The sequence below is a fragment of the Rhizobium sp. BR 249 genome (assembly GCF_047445895.1).
GTDB lineage: Bacteria > Pseudomonadota > Alphaproteobacteria > Rhizobiales > Rhizobiaceae > Rhizobium.
In genome coordinates this window covers 1-24132 of sequence record NZ_JARWKX010000028.1, presented here as the reverse complement: position 1 = coordinate 24132, position 24132 = coordinate 1, and the positions used below count along the sequence as shown (strand labels likewise).

At 63.4% G+C, this 24132-nt stretch carries 18 protein-coding genes and 1 pseudogene; 13 read left to right on the top strand and 6 right to left on the bottom strand.

Annotated features, from left to right (window positions below):
* The first annotated feature begins 176 nt into the window (after positions 1-176).
* From QD408_RS22620 to QD408_RS22610, 3 genes are read left to right on the top strand one after another with little or no spacing between them, the layout of a single operon-like run.
* Complete coding sequence (locus QD408_RS22620; protein ID WP_088684836.1) at positions 177-641, top strand: MarR family winged helix-turn-helix transcriptional regulator; 465 nt, start codon at positions 177-179, stop codon at positions 639-641.
* Complete coding sequence (locus QD408_RS22615) at positions 634-1854, top strand: HlyD family secretion protein (protein WP_414140833.1); 1221 nt, start codon at positions 634-636, stop codon at positions 1852-1854. The genes QD408_RS22620 and QD408_RS22615 overlap by 8 nt, the downstream gene beginning before the upstream one ends.
* Positions 1847-3388 carry a DHA2 family efflux MFS transporter permease subunit gene (locus tag QD408_RS22610; RefSeq protein ID WP_414140832.1) on the top strand — a complete coding sequence of 514 codons (1542 nt, stop codon included), beginning with the start codon at positions 1847-1849 and terminating at the stop codon, positions 3386-3388. Before QD408_RS22615 ends, QD408_RS22610 begins: the two co-directional genes overlap by 8 nt.
* Here the strand turns inward: QD408_RS22610 and QD408_RS22605 are convergent, their stop codons facing one another.
* The 3 genes from QD408_RS22605 to QD408_RS22595 all read right to left on the bottom strand — a co-directional run bounded on the left by QD408_RS22605 (position 3389) and on the right by QD408_RS22595 (position 5301).
* Entirely contained in the window at positions 3389-3988 is a 600-nt protein-coding gene (locus tag QD408_RS22605; RefSeq protein WP_414140831.1) for a DNA-3-methyladenine glycosylase, read from the bottom strand.
* A 66-nt stretch (positions 3989-4054) separates the two neighbouring features.
* Positions 4055-4369, bottom strand: coding sequence for a hypothetical protein (locus QD408_RS22600; protein WP_414140830.1), 315 nt, complete (start codon positions 4367-4369; stop codon positions 4055-4057).
* A 23-nt stretch (positions 4370-4392) separates the two neighbouring features.
* Positions 4393-5301, bottom strand: a complete 909-nt coding sequence (locus tag QD408_RS22595) for a LysR family transcriptional regulator (RefSeq protein WP_414140829.1) — start codon at positions 5299-5301, stop codon at positions 4393-4395.
* A 108-nt stretch (positions 5302-5409) separates the two neighbouring features.
* On the opposite strand from QD408_RS22595, the gene QD408_RS22590 reads away from it, so the two are divergent.
* Positions 5410-6153 (top strand): SDR family oxidoreductase, encoded by a 744-nt coding sequence (locus QD408_RS22590; RefSeq protein WP_414140828.1) that lies wholly within the window; start codon positions 5410-5412, stop codon positions 6151-6153.
* Positions 6154-6365: 212 nt separating this feature from the next.
* Here the strand turns inward: QD408_RS22590 and QD408_RS22585 are convergent, their stop codons facing one another.
* A complete protein-coding gene (locus QD408_RS22585; protein ID WP_088684829.1) occupies positions 6366-7277 on the bottom strand; it encodes a LysR family transcriptional regulator in 912 nt (303 codons plus the stop codon).
* Between the two features lie 168 nt (positions 7278-7445).
* Here QD408_RS22585 and QD408_RS22580 point away from each other — a divergent pair, with 168 nt between their 5' ends.
* The 7 genes from QD408_RS22580 (at position 7446) to QD408_RS22550 (ending at position 18788) form a co-directional block, all read left to right on the top strand.
* Positions 7446-8261 (top strand): alpha/beta hydrolase fold domain-containing protein, encoded by an 816-nt coding sequence (locus tag QD408_RS22580; RefSeq protein ID WP_414140827.1) that lies wholly within the window; start codon positions 7446-7448, stop codon positions 8259-8261.
* Between the two features lie 46 nt (positions 8262-8307).
* Entirely contained in the window at positions 8308-9498 is a 1191-nt protein-coding gene (locus tag QD408_RS22575) for an efflux RND transporter periplasmic adaptor subunit (protein WP_414140826.1), read from the top strand.
* 117 nt (positions 9499-9615) lie between these two features.
* Positions 9616-12816, top strand: a complete 3201-nt coding sequence (locus tag QD408_RS22570; protein WP_414140825.1) for an efflux RND transporter permease subunit — start codon at positions 9616-9618, stop codon at positions 12814-12816.
* Between the two features lie 168 nt (positions 12817-12984).
* On the top strand, positions 12985-13899 hold the full coding sequence (locus QD408_RS22565; protein ID WP_414140824.1) for an NAD(P)-dependent oxidoreductase: 915 nt from the start codon (positions 12985-12987) through the stop codon (positions 13897-13899).
* A complete protein-coding gene (locus QD408_RS22560) occupies positions 13896-15680 on the top strand; it encodes an IlvD/Edd family dehydratase (RefSeq protein ID WP_414140823.1) in 1785 nt (594 codons plus the stop codon). The genes QD408_RS22565 and QD408_RS22560 overlap by 4 nt, the downstream gene beginning before the upstream one ends.
* Positions 15681-15820: 140 nt before the next feature.
* Positions 15821-17638, top strand: a complete 1818-nt coding sequence (locus QD408_RS22555) for a putative bifunctional diguanylate cyclase/phosphodiesterase (protein ID WP_414140822.1) — start codon at positions 15821-15823, stop codon at positions 17636-17638.
* Positions 17639-17936: 298 nt separating this feature from the next.
* A complete protein-coding gene (locus QD408_RS22550) occupies positions 17937-18788 on the top strand; it encodes a GNAT family N-acetyltransferase (protein WP_088684822.1) in 852 nt (283 codons plus the stop codon).
* On the opposite strand, the gene QD408_RS22545 is transcribed toward QD408_RS22550, so the two are convergent.
* A complete protein-coding gene (locus QD408_RS22545) occupies positions 18785-19702 on the bottom strand; it encodes a DMT family transporter (protein WP_414140821.1) in 918 nt (305 codons plus the stop codon). The two genes, QD408_RS22550 and QD408_RS22545, sit on opposite strands and share 4 nt — an antisense overlap.
* A gap of 192 nt (positions 19703-19894) precedes the next feature.
* Here QD408_RS22545 and QD408_RS22540 point away from each other — a divergent pair, with 192 nt between their 5' ends.
* Complete coding sequence (locus QD408_RS22540) at positions 19895-21193, top strand: adenylosuccinate synthase (RefSeq protein ID WP_088684820.1); 1299 nt, start codon at positions 19895-19897, stop codon at positions 21191-21193.
* A 60-nt stretch (positions 21194-21253) separates the two neighbouring features.
* Complete coding sequence (locus QD408_RS22535) at positions 21254-23758, top strand: hypothetical protein (RefSeq protein ID WP_414140820.1); 2505 nt, start codon at positions 21254-21256, stop codon at positions 23756-23758.
* 172 nt (positions 23759-23930) lie between these two features.
* Here the strand turns inward: QD408_RS22535 and QD408_RS22530 are convergent.
* A pseudogene (locus QD408_RS22530) lies at positions 23931-24132 on the bottom strand (IS110 family transposase); the annotation flags it as partial.

Here is a 24132-nt window from a genome sequence, read left to right as displayed (position 1 = left end):
CACTGGCCGGCACCCTGCAACCGGCAAAGAAGGAAGATGGCTTGGCTTTCCTTGCGGCGGCTGCGGCATTTTGGCCGCGGTTGCGGAATCTGCCGCTGGCGCTCTTGTGCAGCGCACATGCCGAATATATTTATCCATATCATAAGTATGCTTATAAATAGCCGGCAAAGGTTTCCATGAACGCGACGCCCACACTCGGTTTCCTTCTCCACGACGTCGCACGGCTGCTGCGCAAGCGGTTCGAGCAACGCGCGAAGTGTCTTGGGCTGACCCGGTCGCAATGGCAGACGCTTGCCTATCTCTCGAACAATGAAGGCATCCACCAGAGCGGCCTTGCGGAAATCCTCGAAATCGAGCCGATCACGCTGGTACGCATCCTCGACAAGCTCGCCGAGCGCGGGCTGATCGAACGCCGCCAGCACCCGACCGACCGGCGCGTCTGGCTGCTCTACATGCGCGACGAGGCGCATCCGCTGCTCGCCGAAATGCGCGAACTCGGCGACACGACCCGCGCGGAGGCGCTGGCGGGTGTTTCAGCCGAACAGCGCGAGCAGCTTTACCAAATCCTCTCTGTAATGAAGACGAACCTGGTGCAGGCTTGCCGAACACCGGTCGAAGACAATGAGATGAACGATGGCTGATCAACCCTCCCTCCGCGTCGTTGCCGACGCCCATGCCAAGACATCTGCCGAAGAAAACGAAGTCAAACAGCAGGAAACGGTAGCCGAAGCGCCTTCATCCAATTCAGCGCCGGCTGCCGCCGTGGCTGCGCCTGGCGGCAAGGTCCGCCGCCGGCGCAGTCTCACGCGCCCCGTCCTTTTCGCCCTGCTGCCGGTGGCGCTGGTCGTCGGTGGCTACTATTACGTCAATGGCGGCCAGGTGATGTCGACCGACAACGCCTATATCCAGGCCGACATGGTCGGCGTCACCACCGATGTCTCTGGTATCGTCGAGCGGATCGACGTGCATGAGAACGAGGCGGTCAAGGCGGGGCAGGTGCTCTTCAGCCTGAAAGCCGATTCCTTCAGGATCGCGCTCGACGGCGCCAAGGCGCAGCTCGGCGCGCAGCGCAACCAGATCATGAACCTCAAGGCGAGCTATCAGCAATCGCTCGCCGAGATCACCCAGGCTGAGGCCGATCTGCCCTATTACCAGGATCAGTTCGACCGGCAGCAGGCCCTCGTCAACAACGGCAGCGCGACGCAATCCGCCTATGACGAGGCCAAGCACAATCTCGAGGCCGCTCAGCAGAAGGTTGCCGTCGCCAAGGCGGAAGCGGCAACGACGCTCGCCCAGCTTGGCGGCAGCGCCGACCAGCCGGTCGAGGAAAACCCGCTCTACCTGCAGGCCAAATCGCAGGTCGACAACGCCCAGCGCGAATTCGACCACAGCGTCGTCAAGGCGCCGTTCGACGGCATCGTCACCAATGTCAACGCGCTGCAGGTCGGCTCCTACCTGCAGGCTTCGCAGCAGGCCTTCTCGCTTGTCGCCACCGACCATCTGTGGATCGCCGCCAGCCCGAAGGAAACCGAGCTGACCTATGTCAAGCCGGGGCAGGCGGCCGAGATTTACGTCGATACCTATCCCGGCGTGACGTGGAAGGGCAAGGTCGAGAGCATCAGCCCGGCATCCGGCTCCAGCTTCTCGCTGCTGCCGGCGCAGAATACCACCGGCAACTGGGTGAAGGTCGTGCAGCGCATTCCGATGCGTGTCAGCATCGAAGATGCCGCAGGCAAGCCGCCGCTGCGCGTCGGCATGAGCACGGTCGTCGATGTCGATACCGGCCATATCAGAGGTCTGCCCGACTTCGTCAACAAGCTTCTGGGCCGGCCTCAGGGCAAGGACCATGAGTAACGCTCCCGCATCTCCGGCGACCCCGGTCGCCAATCGTGGCGCGATCACGGCCTGCGTCATCCTCGCCGTCATCATGCAGGCTTTGGACACGACGATCGCCAACGTGGCGCTGCCCTATATCCAGGGCAGCGTGTCGGCGTCGGCCGACCAGATCAACTGGGTGCTGACATCCTATATCGTCGCGGCGGCGATCATGACGCCGCCCTCCGGTTTCCTCGCCGCCAAATTCGGCCGCAAGCGCGTGCTGCTCGTCGCTATCGCCGGCTTCGTGGCCGCTTCCGTTCTCTGCGGCCTTGCGCAATCGCTCAACCAGATCGTCGCCTTCCGCCTGCTGCAGGGCCTGTTCGGCGCATCGCTGGTGCCGCTTTCCCAGGGCATCCTCCTCGACATCTATACGGTTGAGGAACGCGGCTCGGCCATGGCGCTTTTCGGCGTCTCGGTCATGGTCGGGCCGGTCCTCGGCCCCGTCATCGGCGGCTGGCTGACCGACAATATCAGCTGGCGCTGGGTGTTCTACATCAACGTGCCGATCGGCGCGCTCGCCTTCATGGGCATTGTCGTCTTCGTCACCGAGACCAAGCGGGATCTGCTCGCCAAGCTGGACTGGTTCGGCTTCGGGATGATGAGCCTGTTCATCGCCGCGCTGCAGCTCTTCCTCGACCGCGGCGAGCAGCTGGACTGGTTCTCCTCGGGTGAGATCATGCTCGAAGCGATCGTCTGCGCCGCCGCATTCTATCTGCTTCTGGTGCACACGCTGACGGCAGAGAAATCCTTCGTCAATCCGAAGCTGTTTCTCGACCAGAACTTCACAGTCAGCATGATCTTCATCTTCGTGGTCGGCGTCACCTACCTCGCCTCGCTGGCGCTGATGACCCCCTATCTGCAGACGCTCATGGGCTATCCCGTCATCACCGCCGGCATCGTCATGGGGCCGCGCGGGCTCGGCACCATGCTCTGCATGTTCATTGTCGGGCGGCTGATCGGCAAGGTCGATACGCGCGTGCTGCTGGTGCTCGGTCTCGGCCTGACCGCCTGGGCGATGTACGACATGACGAGCTGGACGCCCGATGTTTCGCAATGGACGATCGTCTCGGTCGGTTTCATCCAGGGCGCCGGCCTCGGCTTTCTCTTCGTGCCGCTGACGACGATCGCGTTTGCCACGCTGCCCGCCCATATGCGCGGCGACGGCACCGGCCTCTACAATCTGTCGCGAAACATCGGCTCGGCGGTCGGCATCTCGATCGTCTCGGCACTGATCGTCGAGAATACGCAGAGCAATCATGAATCGATCGCGGCCTATGTGACGCCGTTCAACCACGCCTTCAATGCGGTCGCGGCACAAGGGTTGAGCCCTCTGACGGCTGCCGGCCGTGCTTCGCTCAACGAGATGATCACCCTGCAAGCGACGATCATCGCCTATATGGACGATTTCAAGCTCTTGATGCTGATGTCGCTCGCGGTCATTCCGCTGGCGCTGCTGCTGCGCAAGCCGAAGGCGGCGCCCGCCGTCGACCATAGCGCCGTCATGGAGTGATCAGCGGAACGGTTTGCTGAGAAAACGCGATCCTTGAATGCCGAAGCGCCATGGTGCTTCGGCATTTCTCGTGATGCCGATGCGTTTTCCCGAGACGACGGGCACCGGTGCGGAGGGCGTGAGCGCGTAAGGTGCGCGATCGAGCAGCCGGTCGTTGATTTCGATATCGATGCCGAGCGCCTGGCAGAGCTTGCCGGGGCCGCTGCAGAGCGCGGTCAGCATGTCAGTGCCGCGCCGCTCCATCATGGCTGGAATTCCCGTTTCCGGCTCGAGCGCGCGGATCAGCACGGCCGAGCCCGGATGGCAGACGAAATTCAGGCACCAGTACATGCCGTAGATGCGGTAGATGTAGACGTTGCCGGGCCGGCCGAACATGGCGCCGTTGCGCTTCGTGGGCCCGCGAAAGCTGTGCGAGGCCTCGTCATCGGGGAAATAGGCTTCCGTCTCGGTGATGCGGCCGCCGGCGCCATCGACTGTCAGATGGCAGCCGAGCAGATCGCGGGCGACAGTGATCGCGTCGCGCTCGAAAAACGCCTTGAGGCTTTCACCGGCAAGCGCGCCGGCGCCGATCGGGCCCTTTGTCATTCCACCTTCGGTCATGGCCGTGCAGATACCATTCGCCGCCGCCGGCGTCATCCCGAAACCGTTTCATGCATCAGGCCTGCATCATCGGCCTGCGTTCGGATCGCGCATCGGGATCGAGGATGATGTGACCGAGACCGGGTCGCTCGCGGGGAAGGAATCTTCCAGGCCCTCCTCCAGTTCCTCTTCGAGAAGAGCAGGGTCCTTGCTCCGCGCGCCGTCGCCGTGGGCCGGTTCGGTCGCCGCCGCAAGCAGGGCCTTGGCGCGGGCGACGGCATTTTCGGTGGTCAGCTCGGGCGTGCTTCGCAGCGTCACGGCAATGCTGTCTTCGCCTTCGCCGCCGAATTCGACGACGAAGCCGTCTTCCGTCTGGTAGACGGTGATATCGTTGAGTGCCATGGCCGTTCCCTCAAGCGCTTATATTAGGAAAGCGCGTTTTCCGGATTTTGTCGAGCGAAGACCTTTACGAGCCAGTCGATGAAGACGCGCACGCGTGGCGAAAGCTGGCGGTTGCGGGGATAGAGCAGGGAGACCGGGGTCGGGGTCGGCGGGAAATCCTCAAGCACGTGGATCAGCGTTCCCTCGGCGAGATCTCTTTCGGCGTGATAGCGCGGGATCTGGATCAGGCCGAGGCCCATTTTCGCTGCCGAAACATAGCTTTCAGCGGCGTTGACGGCGATGGTGGCGGGAATGGCGATCTCACGCACCGCGCCGTCGACGATGAATTCCAGCGGCAGCAGCCTGCCGGTGCCGCTGGAGTGGAAGCCGACCATGCGATGGCCGGCAAGCCGGTCGGGATGCTGCGGCAGGCCGTGGGCGGCGACATAGGCAGGAGAGGCGAGCGTGACCTCGTCGAGCATGGCGACGCGCCTGATGGTCATGTCGCTATCCTCGGGCGCGCCGACGCGCAACACGCAATCGATGCCTTCTCGCACCAGATCGACCAGCCGGTCGCCCTCGCTCATGTAGAATTCGATTTCGGGATAGGTTTGAAGAAAGGACGGCAGGCTCGGCAGCACGAAATGGCGGGCGAGGGTGCCGTGCACGTCGACACGCAGCAGGCCCTTCGGTCTGGCACCGGCAAAAGCGCCCTCGGCATCCTCGATGTCGGCGAGGATCGACAGGCAGCGCTGATAATAGGCCTCGCCGTCAAGCGTCGGGCTGACATGGCGCGTGGTGCGCTGGAGCAGACGCACGCCGAGGCGGACTTCCAACTGCTTGATGGCGTCGGTGACGGTCGAGCGCGGCAGGCCGGTATCTTCGGCGGCAAGGGTGAAGCTGCGCCGTTCCACGACGCGGCAAAAGACCCGCATGGCATCGAATCTGTCCATATTTTTTGTTCGTGATTTCCGGATAGTGATGGCGGATGATGCATGATTATCCGCTGGAGGAAAAGGCGCATCTTCTCCTCATCGAAAACGAGGTGAAGGAGAAGAACCATGGTTTCCAATGAAAACGGCAAGGTCGCACTGGTCACCGGCGCTTCCCGCGGGATCGGCGCCCAAGTCTCCCGGCGGCTCGCCAAGGACGGCTTTACCGTCGTCGTCAATTATTCCGGCAGTTCGGCTCAGGCCGAGGAACTGGCTCGGGAAATCGAGCAGACCGGCGGCAAAGCGTTGACGGCCAGGGCCGATGTCAGCGATGCCGAAGCCGTCCGCCGCATGTTCGATGCGGCGGAAACCGCCTTCGGCGGCATCGACGTCCTCGTCAACAATGCCGGCATCATGATGCTTTCCTCGCTTGCCGAAGCCGACGATGCGCATTTCGACCGCCAGATCGCCGTCAATCTCAAGGGCACCTTCAATACGCTGCGCGAAGCCGCCAGGCGCCTACGCGACGGGGGCCGGATCGTCAATTTCTCGACTTCGGTCGTGGGGCTGAAGCTCGAAACCTACGGCGTCTATGCCGCCACAAAGGCCGCTGTGGAAACGCTGACGGCGATCATGGCCAAGGAGATGCGCGGCCGCAACATCACCGTCAATGCCGTCGCGCCCGGCCCTGTCGCCACCGATCTCTTCCTCAACGGCAAGTCGGAGGAGCTCGTCGCCCGGATGGCGAAGATGAACCCGCTGGAGCGCCTTGGAGCGCCCGATGACATTGCTTCTGCGGTCGCCTTCCTTGCCGGCCCTGATGGAGGCTGGATCAACGGCCAGACGCTGCGCGCCAATGGCGGCATGATCTGACGAAGCGGGTGCTTCGGACCATCTTGCCTGAGGTCCGCCCTTCATCGCAGCTATTTGAACGATGCGTGCAGAATTTTCCTCTTACAATTTTGTGTAGAGTGTCTATAAATAGCTTATCGTGAAAGAGTGAAGTTCCCCCGCTCTCTTGCGAACCTCCAGCATTGCGGCCCGTCGAAGGTTTCCCCTGCCTTCCGGGCCGTATCTGTTTAGCCTCAATAGTCGTTCAGCCGCGCCTCGACCAGGAGCTTCACCAGCCAGTCGACGAAGACGCGGACCTTGTTGCTGAGGTGGCGGTTCGGCGGATAGACCACGTAGAGCGGCACCGGATCACGGCGCCATTCCGGCAGCACGCGGACCAGTTCGCCTCGCGCCATCGGCTCGCGCGCCATGAAGGTCGGAATCTGCGCAACGCCGAGCCCCGTCAGCGCCGCCGTCAGATAGGTGCGGCTGTCGTTGACGGAAGCGATGTAGCGCGGGGTCGTCTCCACCATCTCATTGTCCCTGCGGAATTCGAAGGGCAGCGTCCGGTTGTTCTGGGCGCGGAAATAATTGACGGAGAAATGCGTCGCCTCCAGATCCTCCGGCCGTTCGGGCATGCCGAATTTTTGAATGTAGAGCGGCGCGGCGCAGGTGATCAGCTCGATCTCGGAAACGCGCCGCGCGATCAGCGACTGGTCGGCCGGCGTGCCCGCGCGCAGCGCGCAGTCGACGTTTTCCACGAGGTAATCGACCGTGCGGTCGCTGACGCCGAGATCCAGGCGGATATCGGGATAGCGCTGATAGAAATCGCACAGTGCGGGAACGACGATCGCATCGGCGAAGGCGCCGCTCATTTCGACGCGCAGCCGCCCGCTCGGCAGGCTTTGCGAATTGGAGAGGCTGCCGTCGAGTTCTTCCAGCTCGGAGATGATCTGGGCGGCGCGCTCGTAATAAAGTGCGCCGTCCGTAGTCACCATGACCCGGCGGGTGGTGCGGTTCAGAAGCTTGGTGCGCAGATGCGCTTCCAGGCCCTGGATGAGGTTGGTCACGGTCGCCTTGGGCATGGCGAGCATGTCGGCGGCGCGGGTGAAGTTGCCCGTCTCGACGACGCGGATGAAGACGCGCATTGCCGAAAGTTGATCCATCGGTTTCAAGTCCGCAGTTTGCGTTGCAACATTATTCGAGAATTGGAACAGTGTAATCGCGATATGGCTTCTTATTCCCTGTTCTGAATAACAATATCTTTTTTTCATGAAATGCAAGCGGCAGGCGCTGTGCGCCGGGGCCGAGATGCAAAAGAAAGACCGGAATCGATGACGGTGGAATGGAAAGACATGATGCTGGACAAGGTGGCCATCGGCCCCGTTTCCGCGCGTGTCTACCAGGGCGCCGATTACGGCAAGGGCCCGCCGATCGTGCTTTACCTGCATGGCGGCGCGTTTCTCGACAGCGAAACGAACGTCGACCGGCCGGTGGCGATGAGCCTGGCCAAGGCAGGCGCGATCGTCGCCGCCGTCGATTACAGCAGCCTGTCCGGCAATTTGTTTCCGAAGGCGCTGGAAGTTTCCTTTTCCGTTTTCACCTATCTCGCCAACAAACGTGCTGCCGGTCTCGGCGACCGCAAGTCGCTGCTCTTCGTCGCCGGCGAAGAGGCGGGCGGCAATGTCGCCGCCGGCGTGGCGCTCAAGGCGCGCGACCAGATGCCGGATGCGCTCGACGGCCAGGTGCTGATTTCGCCGCTGCTCGATCCCTTCATGGGCACGTCCTCGATCCGCAAGGCCGAAGCGATCGGCATGCGGCAGCGCTGGACGGACGGCTGGAGCCATTACTTAAGCGGCGGCGGCTGCCACCCTTACGCGGCGCCTTGCCTCTGTTCGCGTCTTTCAGGTGTCGCGCCGGCGCTGATCTTCACCGCCGAGGATGACCCTCTGCACGACGAAACACTCGGCTACGGTGCTCGCCTGAAAAAGGCCGGCGTCGGTGTGCGCCAGCATGTCCTTCCCGCCGGGACGGGCTGGCCTTCGATTTATGGTGGGAAATCCGGGGAAGCGCCCGACTGGCAGGAGCACGTCAGCCGCCATTTCGGAAGTTTCCTCCAGGACGTGAGCGTCCAACCGCAATTGCATTGAAGAAGATCTGATATTTCGGCGGCCTGGGGCCGCAAGGAGAGTACTGATGACGTCCAGAAGCAAGCGCTGGGCCCTCATGGGCGCCGGCATAGGCCTTATTGCGTCCGTTTCAGGCGCTGCATTGTTTTTCGAACTGCCGATGAGCTCGACCGCCACGGCCGCATCCGAGCCCGCGCAGCCTCCTGCCGTGCCGGTGACGGTTGCCGTCGTCGCGGCCCGCGACGTGACGGCCTGGGAGAGTTTTTCCGGCCGCCTCGAAGCGGTCGATCGTGTTCAGGTCCGCCCCCGTGTCGAAGGCGCCATCCTTTCGGTCGCTTTCCGTGAGGGTGCGCTGGTGAAGCAGGGCGACCTGCTCTTCACCATCGATCCGGCTCCCTACCAGGCGAGCGTGGCGCAGGCGCAAGGGCAGGTGGCTTCGGCCGAAGCCAAGGTCAGCCTGGCGCAGACCGAACTCGACCGCGGCCGCAGGCTTTCCGACAACCGCACCATCTCCCAGAGCGATCTCGATCAGCGCCAGAGTGCGCTGGCCGAGGCGCAGGCGGGGCTGCGTTCGGCGCAGGCCGCATTGCAGTCGGCCCAGCTCAATCTCGATTATACGCAGGTGCGGGCGCCGGTTTCCGGCCGCATCGGCAAGATCGAGGTGACGACAGGCAACCTGGTTGCGGCCGGCTCGGCTTCGCCTGAGCTGACGACGCTCGTTTCGGTCGATCCGATCTATGCAAGCTTCAACGCCAGCGAAGAGATGGTGACGCGCGCTCTTGCCCAGCTTCCGCAGACGAACGACGCCCTGCCGCCCGTCGAAGAGATCCCGGTCGAGGTCGGCACGCTCGCCGACGAGGGCACGCCGATCAAGGGCAAGCTGCAGCTGATCGACAACGAGGTCGATGCGTCGAGCGGCACGATCGGCGTTCGTGCCGTTTTCGACAATCCGGGCGGACGCCTGATCCCCGGCCAGTTCGTGCGCGTGCGCATGGGCCAGCCGAAGGCCGAGAACAAGATCGTCATCAGCGACCGGGCCGTCGGCACGGACCAGGACAAGAAGTTCGTCTTCGTCGTCGACGGCGAGAACAAGGTCGCCTACCGGCAGGTCCAGCTCGGCACGCTGGCTGACGGCCAGCGTGTGGTCGAAAGCGGCCTGACTGCCGGCGAGAAGATCGTCGTCAACGGCCTGCAACGCATCCGTCCGGGCGCCGTCGTCATTCCGCAGATGGAAGAGAAGGTCGCGACCGCTCAATAGGATTTCGCCTTCTCCCCCAGGAGAGGGCCAATACCCGAAATGATATGACCCGCCGGCGGTTTCCGAACCGCCGGAGAGGGACTTTGCATCCATGTTCACCCCGGAGAGGGCTTTGATATGAACATCTCCAGATTCTTTGTCGACCGGCCGGTTTTTGCCGGCGTTCTTTCGGTCCTCATCGTGGTTGCCGGCCTGATCGGCCTGCGCGCGCTGCCGATTTCCGAATATCCCGAGGTCGTGCCGCCATCGGTCGTCGTGCGCGCCACCTATCCCGGCGCGAACCCGAGCGTCATCGCCGAAACGGTGGCGACACCGCTCGAAGAGCAGATCAACGGCGTCGAGGGCATGCTCTACATGTCCAGCCAGGCGACGTCGGACGGCGTGCTCAACGTGACCGTCACCTTCAAGCTCGGCACCGATCCCGACAAGGCGCAGCAGCTCGTGCAGAACCGCGTCAGCCAGGCCGAACCGCGCCTGCCTGCCGAAGTTCGCGCGCTGGGTATTACGACGGTCAAGAGTTCGCCCGACTTCATCATGGTCGTCAACCTCGTCTCCGACGGCGACAGTCACGACATTACCTATCTTCGCAACTATGCGACCTTGAATATCAAGGATCGGCTTGCCCGTATCCCCGGTGTCGGCCAGGTGCAGGTCTTCGGCGCCGGCGATTATTCGATGCGCGTCTGGATCGACCCGCAGAAGGCCGCCGAGCACGATCTCGCCGCAAGCGACATCAGCAATGCGATCAGCTCGCAGAACGTCCAGGCCGCCGCCGGCATCATCGGTGCGTCGCCGAGCCAGCCGGGCGTCGACCTGCAGCTGAACGTCAATGCCCAGGGCCGCCTGCGCACGCCCGAAGAATTCGGCAACATCATCGTCAAGACGGGCGCCAGTGGCGAGATCACCCGCCTTCGCGACGTCGCCCGCATCGAACTCGGCGCTGCCGACTATACGCTGCGCTCGCTGCTCGACGGCAAGCCGGCCGTTGCCGTCGCCGTGCTTCAGGCGCCCGGCTCGAACGCGATCGAGATCGCCGACAATGTGCGCAACACGATGGATCAGCTGCAGCTCGCCATGCCGCAGGGCGTCAAATACGAGATCGTCTACGATACGACGAAGTTCGTGCGTGCCTCGATCGAGAAGGTCATCGATACGCTGCTCGAAGCCGTCGCGCTCGTCGTCCTCGTCGTCATCCTGTTCCTGCAGACATGGCGTGCTTCGATCATTCCGCTGATCGCGGTCCCGGTCTCGATCATCGGCACCTTCGCGGTCATGTATGTCTTCGGCTTCTCGATCAACGCGCTCAGCCTGTTCGGATTGGTGCTGGCGATCGGTATCGTCGTCGACGACGCGATCGTGGTGGTCGAAAACGTCGAGCGCAACATCGAGCACGGCCTGTCGCCGCGAGCGGCCACCTACAAGGCGATGAAGGAAGTGTCCGGCCCGATCGTCGCGATCGCGCTGGTGCTCGTCGCGGTCTTCGTGCCGCTCGCCTTCATCTCCGGCCTGTCCGGCCAGTTCTATCGCCAGTTCGCGCTGACGATCGCGATTTCGACCGTCATCTCGGCCTTCAACTCGCTCACACTGTCGCCGGCGCTCGCCGCCCTTCTCCTGAAGGGCCATCATGCGCCGAAGGACTGGCTGACGCGGTTCATGGATGCGATCTTCGGCTGGTTCTTCCGCGGCTTCAACCGCGTCTTCGGCGCCGGCTCGAATGCCTATGGCAAGGGCGTAGGCGGGTTGGTGTCGCGCAAGAGCATCGTCATGGTGGTCTACCTGGCTCTGGTCGGCGCGACCTACAGCATGTTCACCACGGTTCCCGGCGGCTTCGTACCCTCCCAGGACAAGCAGTATCTGATCGGCTTCGCTCAGCTGCCGGATGCGGCAAGCCTCGACCGTACCGAGGATGTCATCAAGCGCATGACCGACATCGCCTTGAAGCAGCCGGGCGTCGCCAATGCGATCGCCTTCCCCGGCCTGTCGATCAACGGCTTCACCAACTCGTCCAATGCCGGCATCGTCTTCGTGACGCTGAAGGATTTCGAGGAGCGCAAGACGCCGGATCTCTCGGGCGGGGCCATCGCCATGGCGCTGAACCAGAAATTCGGCGCCATCCAGGATGCCTTCATCGCCATGTTCCCGCCGCCGCCGGTCAACGGTCTCGGCACGACGGGCGGTTTCAAGCTGCAGATCGAAGATCGCGCGGGCTTGGGCAACCAGGCGCTCGACGAGGCGACCAAGGCGGTGCTTGGCAAGGCCTACCAGACGCCTGAGCTTGCCGGGCTGTTCTCAAGCTTCCAGATCAACGTGCCGCAGCTCTATGCCGATCTCGACCGCGCCAAGGCCGAGCAGCTCGGAGTGTCCGTCACCGACGTCTTCCAGACGCTGCAGATCTATCTCGGTTCGCTCTATGTGAACGACTTCAACGCCTTCGGCCGCACCTACAGCGTCCGCGTGCAGGCCGATGCGAAATTCCGCGCCCAGCCGGAAGACATCGGCCAGTTGAAGGTCCGTTCGGCATCGGGCCAGATGATCCCGCTGTCGGCTCTCTTGAAGGTGGAGCCGAGTACGGGTCCGGAGCGCGCGAACCGCTATAACGGCTTCCTCGCCGCCGATATCAACGGCGGTCCGGCACCGGGCTTCTCGTCGGGCCAGGCGCAGGCGGCAATCGAGAAGATCCTGAACGAAACGCTGCCCGCAGGCATCGACTTCGAATGGACGGATCTGACCTATCAGCAGATCCTGGCCGGTAATTCGAGTGTGGTCGTCTTTCCCTTGGCGCTGCTGCTCGTCTTCCTGGTGCTGGCCGCCCAGTATGAAAGCCTGACGCTTCCGCTGGCGATCATCATGATCGTGCCGATGGGCGTGCTGGCCGCACTGACGGGCGTCTGGCTCACGGGGGGAGACAACAACATCTTCACCCAGATCGGCCTCGTCGTCCTTGTCGGCCTATCGGCGAAGAACGCGATCCTCATCGTGGAATTCGCCCGCGAACTGGAGTTCGAGGGCCGGACGCCGCGGGAAGCCGCGGTCGAAGCCAGCCGCCTGCGCCTTCGCCCGATCCTGATGACCTCCATGGCCTTCATCATGGGCGTCGTGCCGCTCGTCGTCTCCACCGGTGCGGGCGCGGAAATGCGCGCGGCCATGGGTGTCGCGGTTTTCTCGGGCATGATCGGCGTGACCCTCTTCGGCATCTTCATGACGCCGGTGTTCTACGTGCTGCTGCGGCGGCTGACGGGCAACCGTCCGCTCGTCCAGCACAAGCCGGACGAACACAAGGAGGAAGAGGCCGAGGTCATCCGGCTCGCCGCGGAATAACGGAATTCAACCTTCCTTTGTCGAGTAAATCGGGCGGGAACTTCGGTTCTCGCCCGTATCGTTTTGCGCATGCTTCCAGCATCCGACAAAATGCGTTCCGTCGATTAAAACGATTTGCATCGGTGGGCGAGGGGACTATCAAAGACGGGCAACAGTTGGGAGGACTGAATGACAGCTTCGGGTAAAGGTCAGGATGGCAGGCGGATCGCCTTTCTCGGCACCGGCCTTATGGGTGCGCCGATGGCTCGCCGGCTGATCGGCGCGGGCTTTGCCGTCACGGTCTGGAATCGCGATCCCGGCAAGGCCGAGGCGCTCGCGGCGGATGGCGCGGTCCGCGCGCAAACGCCGGGCGATGCCGTTTCGGGCGCCGATGTCGTCATCACCATGCTGACGAACGCCGAAGCGGTGGGGAAGGTGCTGTTCGACGGCGGCGCGGCCGAAGCGATGGCCCCCGGCGCCACCGTTATCGACATGAGCTCGATCGCCCCGCATTTTGCCCGCGACCACGCGGCGAGGCTTGCCGAACGCGGCATCGGTCATATCGATGCGCCGGTTTCCGGCGGCGTCGTCGGAGCGGAGGCCGGTACGCTCGCGATCATGGCGGGCGGCGACGAGGCGGTGATCGAAGGGCTTCATGACGTCTTTGCGCCGATGGGGCGCGTCACCCGTGTCGGCCCGAGCGGATCGGGTCAACTCGCCAAGCTTGCGAACCAGCAGATCGTCGCGGTGACGATCGGCGCCGTCGCCGAGGCGATGATGCTGATTGCGGCGGGCGGCGGCTCGCCGGCAGCCTTCCGGGACGCCATTCGCGGCGGTTTTGCCGAGAGCCGCATCCTCGATCTCCACGGCAAGCGCATGGTCGAGCGGCAGTTTGCGCCCGGCGGTTCGTCCACCAACCAATTGAAAGATCTGAATGCCGCCATGGAAACGGCAAAGGCCCTGTCGTTGACGCTGCCTTTGACAGCCGCAGTCCACGCCGAATTCGGCGAATTCGTCGCCAACGGCAATGGCGAGAAGGATCACAGCGGGCTTCTTCTCCATCTCGAAGAGAAGAATGGGCGGCCGGGAGGAGGAAAACGGTGACGGACAGCCAATCGAGGAAACGCCGCCTGCGTTCACAGGACTGGTTCGACAATCCCGATCACATCGACATGGCGGCGCTCTATCTCGAGCGTTTCATGAATTACGGTATCACGCCGGAGGAACTGCGCTCCGGCAAGCCGATCATCGGGATCGCCCAGAGCGGCAGCGACCTCACCCCCTGCAACAGGGTGCACATCGAGCTTGCCAAGCGCGTGCGTGACGGCATTCGCGACGCCGGCGGCATTCCGATCGAATTTCCCACCCATCCGATCTTCGAAAACTGCAAGCGCCCGACGGCGGCCCTCGACCGCAACCTTGCCTATCTCGGCCTCGTCGAAATCCTCTACGGCTATCCGCTCGACGGTGTGGTGCTGACGACCGGCTGCGACAAGACCACGCCTTCGGCGATCATGGCGGCCTCGACGGTCGATATTCCGGCGATCGTGCTCTCCGGCGGACCGATGCTCGATGGCTGGCACGAGGGGGAGCTTGTCGGTTCCGGCACCGTGATCTGGCGGATGCGCCGGAAATACGCGGCAGGCGAGATCGACCGGGAAGAGTTCCTGCAGGCCGCGCTCGATTCCGCACCTTCGGTCGGCCATTGCAATACGATGGGCACGGCTTCGACGATGAATGCGCTCGCCGAAGCCCTCGGTCTTTCATTGACCGGCTGCGGCGCCATTCCGGCTGCCTACCGCGAGCGCGGCCAGATGGCCTATCGCACCGGGCGGCGCGCCGTCGAGATCGTATTCGAGGATCTGAAACCGTCGGATATCCTGACGCGTGAGGCTTTTCTCAACGCGATCCGCACCAATTCGGCGATCGGCGGCTCGACCAATGCGCAGCCGCATCTCGCCGCCATGGCCAAGCACGCCGGCGTGGAACTCCGTGCCGACGACTGGCAGGTGCACGGCTTCGACATCCCGCTGCTTGCCAATGTCCAGCCGGCGGGCGCCTATCTGGGCGAACGCTATCACCGCGCCGGCGGCACGCCGGCGATCATGTGGGAGCTGTTGCAGGCCGGAAAGCTCGACGGCAACTGTCGCACCGTGACCGGCAGGACGATGGCCGAAAACCTCGAAGGGCGGCAGGCCAGCGACCGTGAGGTCATCCGGCCGTTCGGCGAACCGCTGAAGGAGCGGGCCGGTTTCCTCGTCCTCAAGGGCAATCTCTTCGATTTCGCCATCATGAAAATGAGCGTCGTCTCGGAGGATTTCCGTCGTCGCTACCTCCAGGAGCCCGGGCGGGAAGGTATATTCGAGGGCAGGGCGGTGGTTTTCGACGGATCAGAGGATTATCACAAGCGCATCAACGATCCTGAACTCGGCATCGACGAGAATACCATTCTCGCCATCCGCGGCGCGGGGCCGCTCGGCTGGCCGGGTTCGGCCGAAGTCGTCAACATGCAGCCGCCGGATCATCTGCTGAAGCGCGGCATCCGCAGCCTGCCGACAATCGGCGACGGCCGCCAGTCGGGCACGGCCGACAGTCCCTCGATCCTCAACGCCTCGCCGGAAAGTGCCGCCGGCGGCGGTCTTGCCTGGCTTCGCACCGGCGACATCATCCGCATCGACTTCAATGAGGGGCGCTGCGACATGCTGGTCGACGAGGTCGAGATCGAGCGGCGCAAGGGTGACGGCATTCCGCCGGTGCCGGCGGATGCGACGCCGTGGCAGCGGATCTACCGCCGCTCGGTGACGCAGCTTTCGGACGGCGCGGTGCTCGAAGGGGCGGCTGAGTTCCGCCAGATCGCCAAGACTCCGCCACGGCACAACCACTGATCTGGAGGACGACGGTTTTAAGGGCGGACTGCAACCCCTTTGATCCAAAAGGGGAAGTCGTAACGAACAGTTCACCTAGTCACTAGTTCGGGCATTGGGACAAGGCTTCTTTAATGCCGGCCTGAGACCATATTGCAAATATGGAAGCTTCCAAGGCTGAGACCGCGTTGCCAGAAAACAAAGCCACACGATCCGAACAAGAGTTTCAGGATCTTCTGCGCCGGCTCGAACTCGCCCTCGATGCATCCCAGATCGGTGTCTGGGAGCACAGCATCGCCAAGGACGGGATCTTATGGGATGCGCAGATGCACCGGCTCTACGAAACCGGTGAGACATGCCGGCATGTGCCGGCATGGTTCTGGTCGAATGCGATCCATCCCGATGATCGCGAGCGGGCCGAACGCGACTTCGACCAGGCGATCGCGGCGCGAGGTGCTTACAACTCGCAATTCCGGATCGTGCTGCCGAGCGGCGAAATCCGCCATCTGCGCTCGCGCGCGCATTTCTACGTCGACGCGGAGGGCGCGCCCTCTTTCATCGGAGCCGAATGGGATGTCACTGCCGACGTGCAGCTCAATGCGGAACTCGAACGGCAGAAGATGATGGCCGAGGCGAGGGCGCTGGCGCTCGAGGAGAGCAATGCCCGCATCGAGCATGTCGCCGATCACGATTATCTCACTGGCCTGCCGAACCGCCGCCTTCTGGACAAGCGGCTCGCGGAGCTGCCCACTGACCGGAGCATCACGACGCTTGGCGTGCTGCATCTCGACCTCGACCAGTTCAAGCAGATCAATGACAGCCACGGTCATGCGGCGGGCGACGCGGTGCTGAGAGCCGCAGCCCTTCGCATCACCGCCGCCATTCCCGCCAACGGCATGGTCGCCCGTGTCGGCGGCGACGAATTCGTCATCGTGCTGGTCAATTTCACCGACCTCGCCGAATTGAAGGCGATCACCGAAGACCTCCAGCGGCGGCTGCGGAAGAAGATCCGCTTCGGCGAGCAGATGCTGCACTCCGGCGCCTCGATCGGCGTTTCCTGGAGTGGCGACCGGCGGGCGCGCAACCTGCTTGCCGAATCCGACCTCGCGCTCTACCAGGCCAAGAAGCTCGGGCGCAACCGCGTCGAATTCTTCACGCGGCAATTGCAGGAGGATCTGCGCTCCAAGCGCCGCCTCGCCGAGGAGCTGAAGCTCGGGCTGGAGCGGGGCGAAATCGTTCCCTATTATCAGGTGCAGCTCGATGCCCGCACGCGGGAGGTCATCGGCTTCGAGGCGCTGGCCCGCTGGAAGCATCCTGACAGGGGCGTGCTTGCGCCGGGGGTATTCCTGAAGGTCGCCGACGAGCACGGGCTTTCGGCCGAGATCGATGCGGCGATCCTGAAAAGCGTTCTCGAAGACCGGCTGTTCTGGCTGCTGCGCGGAGTCGCGGTTCCGCGCATCGCCGTCAATATCTCGGCGTCCCGCCTTGCCGATCCGGCGCTTCTTGGCAAGCTGAAGAAACTCGATATCCCGCGCGGCGTCATCGCTTTCGAGTTGATCGAGACCATTTTCCTCGACGACAGCGACGAGAAGCTGCTCGAGCATATCGACGATATCAAGCAAATGGGCATCGACATCGAGATCGACGATTTTGGATCGGGCCACGCCTCGCTGATCGGCCTCGTCAAGCTGCGGCCGAAACGGCTGAAGATCGACCGGCAGCTCGTCAAGGAGGTCGTCAGCTCCGCCGAGCAGCGCCGTGTGGTCGGGTCGATCGTGGAAATCGCCAAGGCGCTCGATGTCGAGGTGATCGCCGAAGGCATCGAGACCGAAGCCCATGCCGTCGTGCTGGCCGAGCTTGGTTGCGAAGGCCTGCAGGGTTATGCTTTCGGCTATCCTGCCCCGGCGGCCGAGATGGACCGGCTTTTTTCGTCGATGACGAGCGGTGCCGAAAAGCAAAAGGCCGCGATGGGCGGTTGAGATGCTTCCCCAGCTTTTAAAAGCGGGCGGGCGATATCTCTTCGGTGCGGCGTTTTGCTCCCACCGGCAGGAAGATAATTGGCGCGCAAGTCATTTTCTTGAGCTTGCAACGCCCCTGTTTCATGGTAATGCGGAAATGAAGCTTTCTGCATTGCATCAAAGATGACTATACGCGTCGCCAAGACCATGAGCGCGCGGCTTCTCCATCATTTGCGGGTGCAATCGGGGAGCCGGGGCCTGACAATTGCTTTGCCGTTGCCGGGATGGACTTGCGGGACATTAAATCTGGGAAAGTCGCATGAATTCGGGGGAATTTGCCGTTCGTTCGATGCGGCCCGGCGAACTGGAGCTCGTGCTCGAATGGGCGCGTCAGGAGGGCTGGAACCCCGGCCTCGACGATTCGCTCGCGTTCCTCGAAGCCGATCCGTCTGGATTTTTCGTCGGCTCCATCGGTGAAGTCCCGGTCGGCTCGATTTCGGTCGTCAAATATGGCGATAGTTTCGCCTTTCTCGGCCTCTACATCGTCCATCCGGATTTTCGCGGCAAAGGTTACGGCAAGGCGATCTGGGAGACGGGGATCGCCACGGCGGAAGGCCGGACGATCGGCCTCGACGGCGTTGCCGCACAGCAGGAAAATTACCGCAAGGCAGGCTTCGAGCCTGCCTATTCCACCATTCGCTACGGTGGCGTTCCCACCTCCCTGCCGGTCTCGACGCTCGTTGCGCAGCCGGTGCTGGATTCACGCCTCGAAGGGCTGCAGCGCTACGATTCGGCGATCTTTCCGCAGCCGCGCGACGCTTTCCTCGCTGCCTGGTGCACCGGCCGCAAGGGGCGCCGGACGGCGGTGGTGCGCAAGAGCCACAAGATCCGCGGCTACGGCACGATCCGCCGCTGCTACGAGGGCTATAAGATCGGCCCGCTCTTTGCCAATGACGCCGACAGCGCCGCGGCGCTGCTTGCCGAACTGATCCCCGAGGCCAAGGGGGCTTCGATCTTCATCGACATTCCCGCCGAGAACCGCGAGGCGGCGGCGCTTGCCGAAGCCATGGGCCTTCAGCCGGTGTTCGAGACCATGCGGATGTATCGCGGACCGGCCCCGGTGATCCCGCTGAAACACGTCTTCGGGGTGACGACGCTGGAGCTTGGTTAATCCACAGGCGACGCGGGCACGGTGGGAGCGGACGCTTTCGGCCTGCCCTTTTCGGCGATCGCGATGCCGCCGAGCGTCAGCATCAGCGCGACCATGTGGAAAGACTGAAGCCTTTCTCCGATCAGTACGACGGAGAGCAACGTTCCGAACACCGGCACGAGATTGATGAAGAGGCCGGCGCGGTTGGCGCCGATAGCCTCGACGCCCTTGATGTAGAGGATCTGCGCCAGCAGCGAGGGAAAGATCGCCGTGTAGAGAGTGATGCTCCAACCGGCCTGGTCCGGCCACTGCGCGGCGCCGCGGCTGATCTCCCAAAGAAGCAGCGGCAGCGAGGTCAGCATGGCGGCGAAGGCCGGGAAAGCCATCAGGGTGCGCCAATCGACCGGCGGCTTCCAGCGCAGGAAGATGGTGTAGAGCGAATAGGCAGCGATGGCGACCAGCATCAGCCCGTCGCCGCGATTGAGCTGCAATTGCAGCAGTGTCGTGAGGTCGCCGTGGGCGGCCGTCAGCGCCACGCCCACCAGCGTCATGCCGAAGCCGAGACATTGCGCCAGCGAGATTCCGGTGCGGAAAAAGAAGAAATTCAACAGGAAGATCAGCATCGGAATGCCGGCCTGCTCGATGGCGACGTTGATCGCCGTCGTATATTGCACGGCCGAATAGAGCATGGCGTTGAAGAGCGTGTAGCCGATGGCGCCGTAGCAAAGGAGCAGCGGCAGGTTTTTCCTCGCCACGGGCCAGTCCTTCTTCAGCTGCGGCAGCGAAATCGAGGCGATCAGCGCGACGGCGAGGAACCAGCGCAGGAAGGTCAGCATCATCGGGCTGATATGCCCGACCGCAAGCTTACCGGCGACGGAGTTGCCGCCCCAGCAGAGGGTAGCGATGACGAGGCAGATATAGGCCGTGGCTTGCAAGAGCTTTCTTCCTCGTCTTTTTGCGATCGCCAAGCGGCGTTTTCTCAGGGGAAATAGCCTGCCGCCTGCTGATTTGTCACGTAAAAAGCCCAATCGGCTGTGACAACAGGGTCGCTTTCCCAAAAACAAAGCTTTATAGATGCGCGGGTTTGAGCAGGTGCGCGGTTCTGCGCCGGTAACAGGAAGAGTTAGATGACGAATGTAGTCGTGGTCGGTTCGCAATGGGGTGATGAAGGCAAGGGCAAGATTGTCGACTGGCTTTCGGAACGTGCGGATATCGTCGTGCGCTATCAGGGCGGACACAATGCCGGCCATACGCTCGTCATCGACGGCACGAGCTACAAACTCTCGCTGCTGCCCTCCGGCGTCGTGCGCCCCGGCAAGATGGCGGTGATCGGCAACGGCGTCGTCGTCGATCCGCACGCGCTGATCGCCGAGATCGGCCGACTGGAAGCGCAGGGCGTTACGGTTACGCCCGACAATCTGCGCATCGCCGACAATGCGACGCTCATCCTGTCGCTGCACCGCGAGCTCGACGCGATGCGCGAGGATGCGGCCTCGAACAGCGGCACCAAGATCGGCACGACGCGCCGCGGCATCGGCCCGGCCTATGAAGACAAGGTCGGCCGCCGCGCCATCCGCGTCATGGACCTTGCCGATCTCGAAAGCCTTTCCGGCAAGGTCGATCGCATTCTGACGCATCACAACGCGCTTCGCCGCGGCCTCGGCGTTGCCGAAGTCAGCCATCAGGCGATCATGGAGGAGCTGACTTCGATCGCCGATCGGGTGCTGCCCTTCCGCGACACCGTCTGGCTGCTGCTCGACAAGGAGCGCCGCAAGGGCGCCCGCATCCTGTTCGAGGGCGCGCAGGGCAGCCTGCTCGACATTGACCACGGCACTTATCCTTTCGTGACCTCGTCTAACACGGTGGCCGGCCAGGCCGCCGCAGGTTCCGGCATGGGGCCGGGTTCGCTCGGCTATATCCTCGGCATCACCAAGGCCTATACGACGCGCGTCGGTGAAGGCCCGTTCCCGACCGAGCTCACGGACGAGATCGGTCAGTTCCTCGGCGAAAAAGGCCATGAATTCGGAACCGTAACCGGGCGCAAGCGTCGCTGCGGCTGGTTCGACGCGGCGCTGGTGCGCCAGTCGATCGCCACCAACGGCATCACCGGCATCGCGCTGACCAAGCTCGACGTGCTCGACGGCCTCGAAGAATTGAAGATCTGCGTCGGTTATATGCTCGACGGCGAACAGATTGATCATCTTCCCGCAAGCCAGGCAGCGCAAGCTAGGGTCGAACCGATCTACATCACGCTGGAGGGATGGAAGGAATCGACCGTGGGCGCCCGCAGCTGGGCGGATCTTCCGGCACAGGCGATCAAGTATGTTCGCCAGGTCGAAGAGCTGATCGGGGCGCCGGTCGCGCTCCTTTCCACCAGCCCGGAGCGGGATGACACGATACTTGTGACCGATCCGTTTGAGGATTAAGCTCACGGGTCACTGTAGGGGATAGTTCGGGAGAGTGCCGGACTTCTTGAGAAAGTACTGATGGCGGATTTTATTGCAGTTATTCGGCGGGCCGTCGACGGCCTGTCTGAAAATACCCCCGAGATGCGGGTGAAGGTCTACGAACGTGCTCGCGGCGCAGTGCAGCGGCAGCTCGAGAACATGAAGCCGCGCCCGCCGGAAGCCATGCTGCAACGCCAGCTCGAAAAGCTCGAGGCCGCCATCCGCGAAGTGGAAGGCGAACACGCCGAGGCGCTGCCGCTCGACGAGCCGATTGCCGCCGTCGCCGAGCCGGAACCTTCGGAAGAAGCGGAAGAACAAGCGGTTCACGACGAAGCCGAAGCGGCGCCCGCGCCGGAGGCCGCTGCCGGAGAACCGGTTTACGAAGCCTCTGCGGAACCGCAGGCCGCCGAGGCCGTTGAGGAGCCGGATCACGAGGAAGCCGTAGCGCCGCAGGAGCCCGAGGAAGAAGCTCCGGCCGGCGAGCCCCTTTACGAGGAGGCATCCGCTTCCGCCGAGACGCAGGTTGCTCCGGAGGCAGAGGAGCCTGCTGCCGCCGAAACATACTGGCATCCCTCGCATGAGGAGGAGGCGCCGGCCGAGGAATGGCATGCGGCCGAGGCGCATCATGCCGTGGCCGAGGACGTGCCGGGCGAAGATGACCGCCGGGAGCCGCTCGTCGAGCATTCCTACGAGGAGGCCGGCGAATACCATCGTGACGAGCAGCATCCAGAGGAAGCCGAGGAGATCGCAGCCGAACCGGTCGCTGTCGAAAGCGACGAGCCTCGGGCCGAGGCGGCTTACGAGCCGATCGAGTCCTTCCAGCCGGTGACGGGCGGCCTCGACCATGCGGCCCACCGGCTGGTGGAGCCGGTCGCCGATTTCGATCGTCCGCAGGAGTTTGTCGAGCATAGCCGCGAGGAGCCGCTGCAGGCGGACGCTGCGGGACATTTCGATCCCGTCTGGACCGAGCCTGCCGCCGAGACCCCGGCTCCGGCGCCTAAGGATGCGGAGACCGAATGGGCCGAAGAGGAGCTCCGGCAATATTCGGAAACGGCGCCGGTCACCGCCGACGCTTCGGCGCGCGCCTTCGAAGACGTGATATCGAGCCTCGAAAAAATAGCGCCCGCCGCCGTCATGCCGGCCGCCAAGGAGGCTTTCTCCTGGGAGAAGGCCGCCTTCGACGACCTGCCGCCGATCGAGGCGGGCACCGAGAAGAAGACGCCGGTTGCCTCGCATTTCGACGATGTCGATATCTTCGCGGAAGTGCACGACGGAAAGCCCGCGCCGGCCACCGGCGCGCCGAACGAGCAATGGCGCGAGGCGAAGGCGCTGCGCGGCTATGATCGCGGCGGCCCGGTCGCTGCTGACGACGATGACGCCAATTCGGGAATGGATATCGATCAGCTCGTCGCCTCCAAGCTGCAGGGCAAGAGCTTCCGCATGGAACCGAAACGCCGCCGCTTCGGCATCGGCACGGTGATCACGCTCATCTTCGCGCTCATCCTGATCGGCGGCGGGGCCTATGCCGGCTGGATGAACAGGGAAGCGCTGGTCGCGATGGTCGACGGGCTCGTCAGCTCCGCGCCGTCGCAGGCAACGCGGAACGAAGCGACGGTGGCACCGGAATCCTCGACGCCCCCGCAGCAGGGCGCAGCGGCGCCGGCTCAGCCGACACCCGCTCCTGAAGCTCAGAATACTCCCGCGGCGCCGGCGCAGCCGAACCAGCAGGTGGCGTCGCTGAACAATGACGGATCGGCGGCCAATTCCAAATTTACCCAGCGGCTGCTGACCGACGGCACCGAGGTCGACAGCGGGCCGGCAAGCGTGCCGGGAACGCCGACGGCGGAAGGAAAGTCGGTCGCCGAACAGAACGTCGCCGCAGCCGATACGCCTCCGGCGAGCGCCCAAGGCGATGCGGCACCCGCCGAAACATTGACGCCGAACGGCCCGGCGGCAGCGCCGCAGCAGACGGCACCCGTCGGTTCCTCGCAAAAGATGTTCCTCTATGAGGAGCGCATCGGCCAGAGTTCGCCGACGGCAATCGAAGGATCGGTCGTCTGGAGCGTGCAGCACGAGGCCGGCCAGGACGGCCGCCAGGAGGCGACGGTGCAGGGCAACGTCACCGTTCCCGAGCGCAATCTTTCGGCTCTCGTCACCTTCAAGCGCAATTCCGATCCGTCGCTGCCGGCAAGCCATCTCGTCGAGATCGTCTTCTCCGTCCCGCCGAATTTTGAAGGCGGCAGCATCGAAAGCGTCCAGCGCATTTCGATGAAGCGCACGGAGCAGGATCGCGGCGACGCGCTGATTGCGGTGCCGGCGAAGATCACCGACGATTTCCACATGATCGCGCTCAACGATTATCCCGATGCGCGCAAGGCCAACCTCGAGCTCATGTCGACCCGCAGCTGGATCGATATCCCGATCACCTACCGCAACGGCCGCCGCGCGCTGCTGACGATGGAGAAGGGCGACTCCGGAACGGAGGCCTTCAATACGGCGATCAAGGAGTGGACGGCGTTGGGGGATGTTTCGACGAGCCAGTGAGTGGGTTCTCGGTGCGTTGTGCCACCGGCCCCTCATCCGCCTGCCGGCACCTTCTCCCCGCTGGGGAGAAGAGAATCGTGGCAGCGTCCTGCCTTTCTTAAAGCTTCCTTTTTGGAAATGAGGGCGAGCAGCTTGCTCCTCCTCTTCTCCCCAGCGGGGAGAAGCGCAACCATTAAGCTGAAGACCTTTGCGGCGGGGGATTTTTTACCCACGGGGTTTGGCGTTTGAGGACTGTGTTGGCGAAGATGATAAGTTTGCGCACACATGCAATGAGGGCCGTTCTGTGGGCTTTACCTTTTTCGACGAGGCGTCTGTAGAGCGCCACCAGCACCTCGTTCCAGCGCTGCGACGCCGGTAAGGCGGCATTGAACAGC

Coding starts and splice junctions, on each gene's coding strand:
- QD408_RS22535 (WP_414140820.1), top strand. CDS start 21,254: ATGGCGGATTTTATTGCAGTTATTCGGCGGGCCGTCGACGGCCTGTCT.
- QD408_RS22605 (WP_414140831.1), bottom strand. CDS start 3,988: ATGACCGAAGGTGGAATGACAAAGGGCCCGATCGGCGCCGGCGCGCTT.
- QD408_RS22575 (WP_414140826.1), top strand. CDS start 8,308: ATGACGTCCAGAAGCAAGCGCTGGGCCCTCATGGGCGCCGGCATAGGC.
- QD408_RS22570 (WP_414140825.1), top strand. CDS start 9,616: ATGAACATCTCCAGATTCTTTGTCGACCGGCCGGTTTTTGCCGGCGTT.
- QD408_RS22585 (WP_088684829.1), bottom strand. CDS start 7,277: ATGGATCAACTTTCGGCAATGCGCGTCTTCATCCGCGTCGTCGAGACG.
- QD408_RS22615 (WP_414140833.1), top strand. CDS start 634: ATGGCTGATCAACCCTCCCTCCGCGTCGTTGCCGACGCCCATGCCAAG.
- QD408_RS22595 (WP_414140829.1), bottom strand. CDS start 5,301: ATGGACAGATTCGATGCCATGCGGGTCTTTTGCCGCGTCGTGGAACGG.
- QD408_RS22590 (WP_414140828.1), top strand. CDS start 5,410: ATGGTTTCCAATGAAAACGGCAAGGTCGCACTGGTCACCGGCGCTTCC.
- QD408_RS22600 (WP_414140830.1), bottom strand. CDS start 4,369: ATGGCACTCAACGATATCACCGTCTACCAGACGGAAGACGGCTTCGTC.
- QD408_RS22620 (WP_088684836.1), top strand. CDS start 177: ATGAACGCGACGCCCACACTCGGTTTCCTTCTCCACGACGTCGCACGG.
- QD408_RS22580 (WP_414140827.1), top strand. CDS start 7,446: ATGACGGTGGAATGGAAAGACATGATGCTGGACAAGGTGGCCATCGGC.
- QD408_RS22555 (WP_414140822.1), top strand. CDS start 15,821: ATGGAAGCTTCCAAGGCTGAGACCGCGTTGCCAGAAAACAAAGCCACA.
- QD408_RS22550 (WP_088684822.1), top strand. CDS start 17,937: ATGAATTCGGGGGAATTTGCCGTTCGTTCGATGCGGCCCGGCGAACTG.
- QD408_RS22540 (WP_088684820.1), top strand. CDS start 19,895: ATGACGAATGTAGTCGTGGTCGGTTCGCAATGGGGTGATGAAGGCAAG.
- QD408_RS22610 (WP_414140832.1), top strand. CDS start 1,847: ATGAGTAACGCTCCCGCATCTCCGGCGACCCCGGTCGCCAATCGTGGC.
- QD408_RS22565 (WP_414140824.1), top strand. CDS start 12,985: ATGACAGCTTCGGGTAAAGGTCAGGATGGCAGGCGGATCGCCTTTCTC.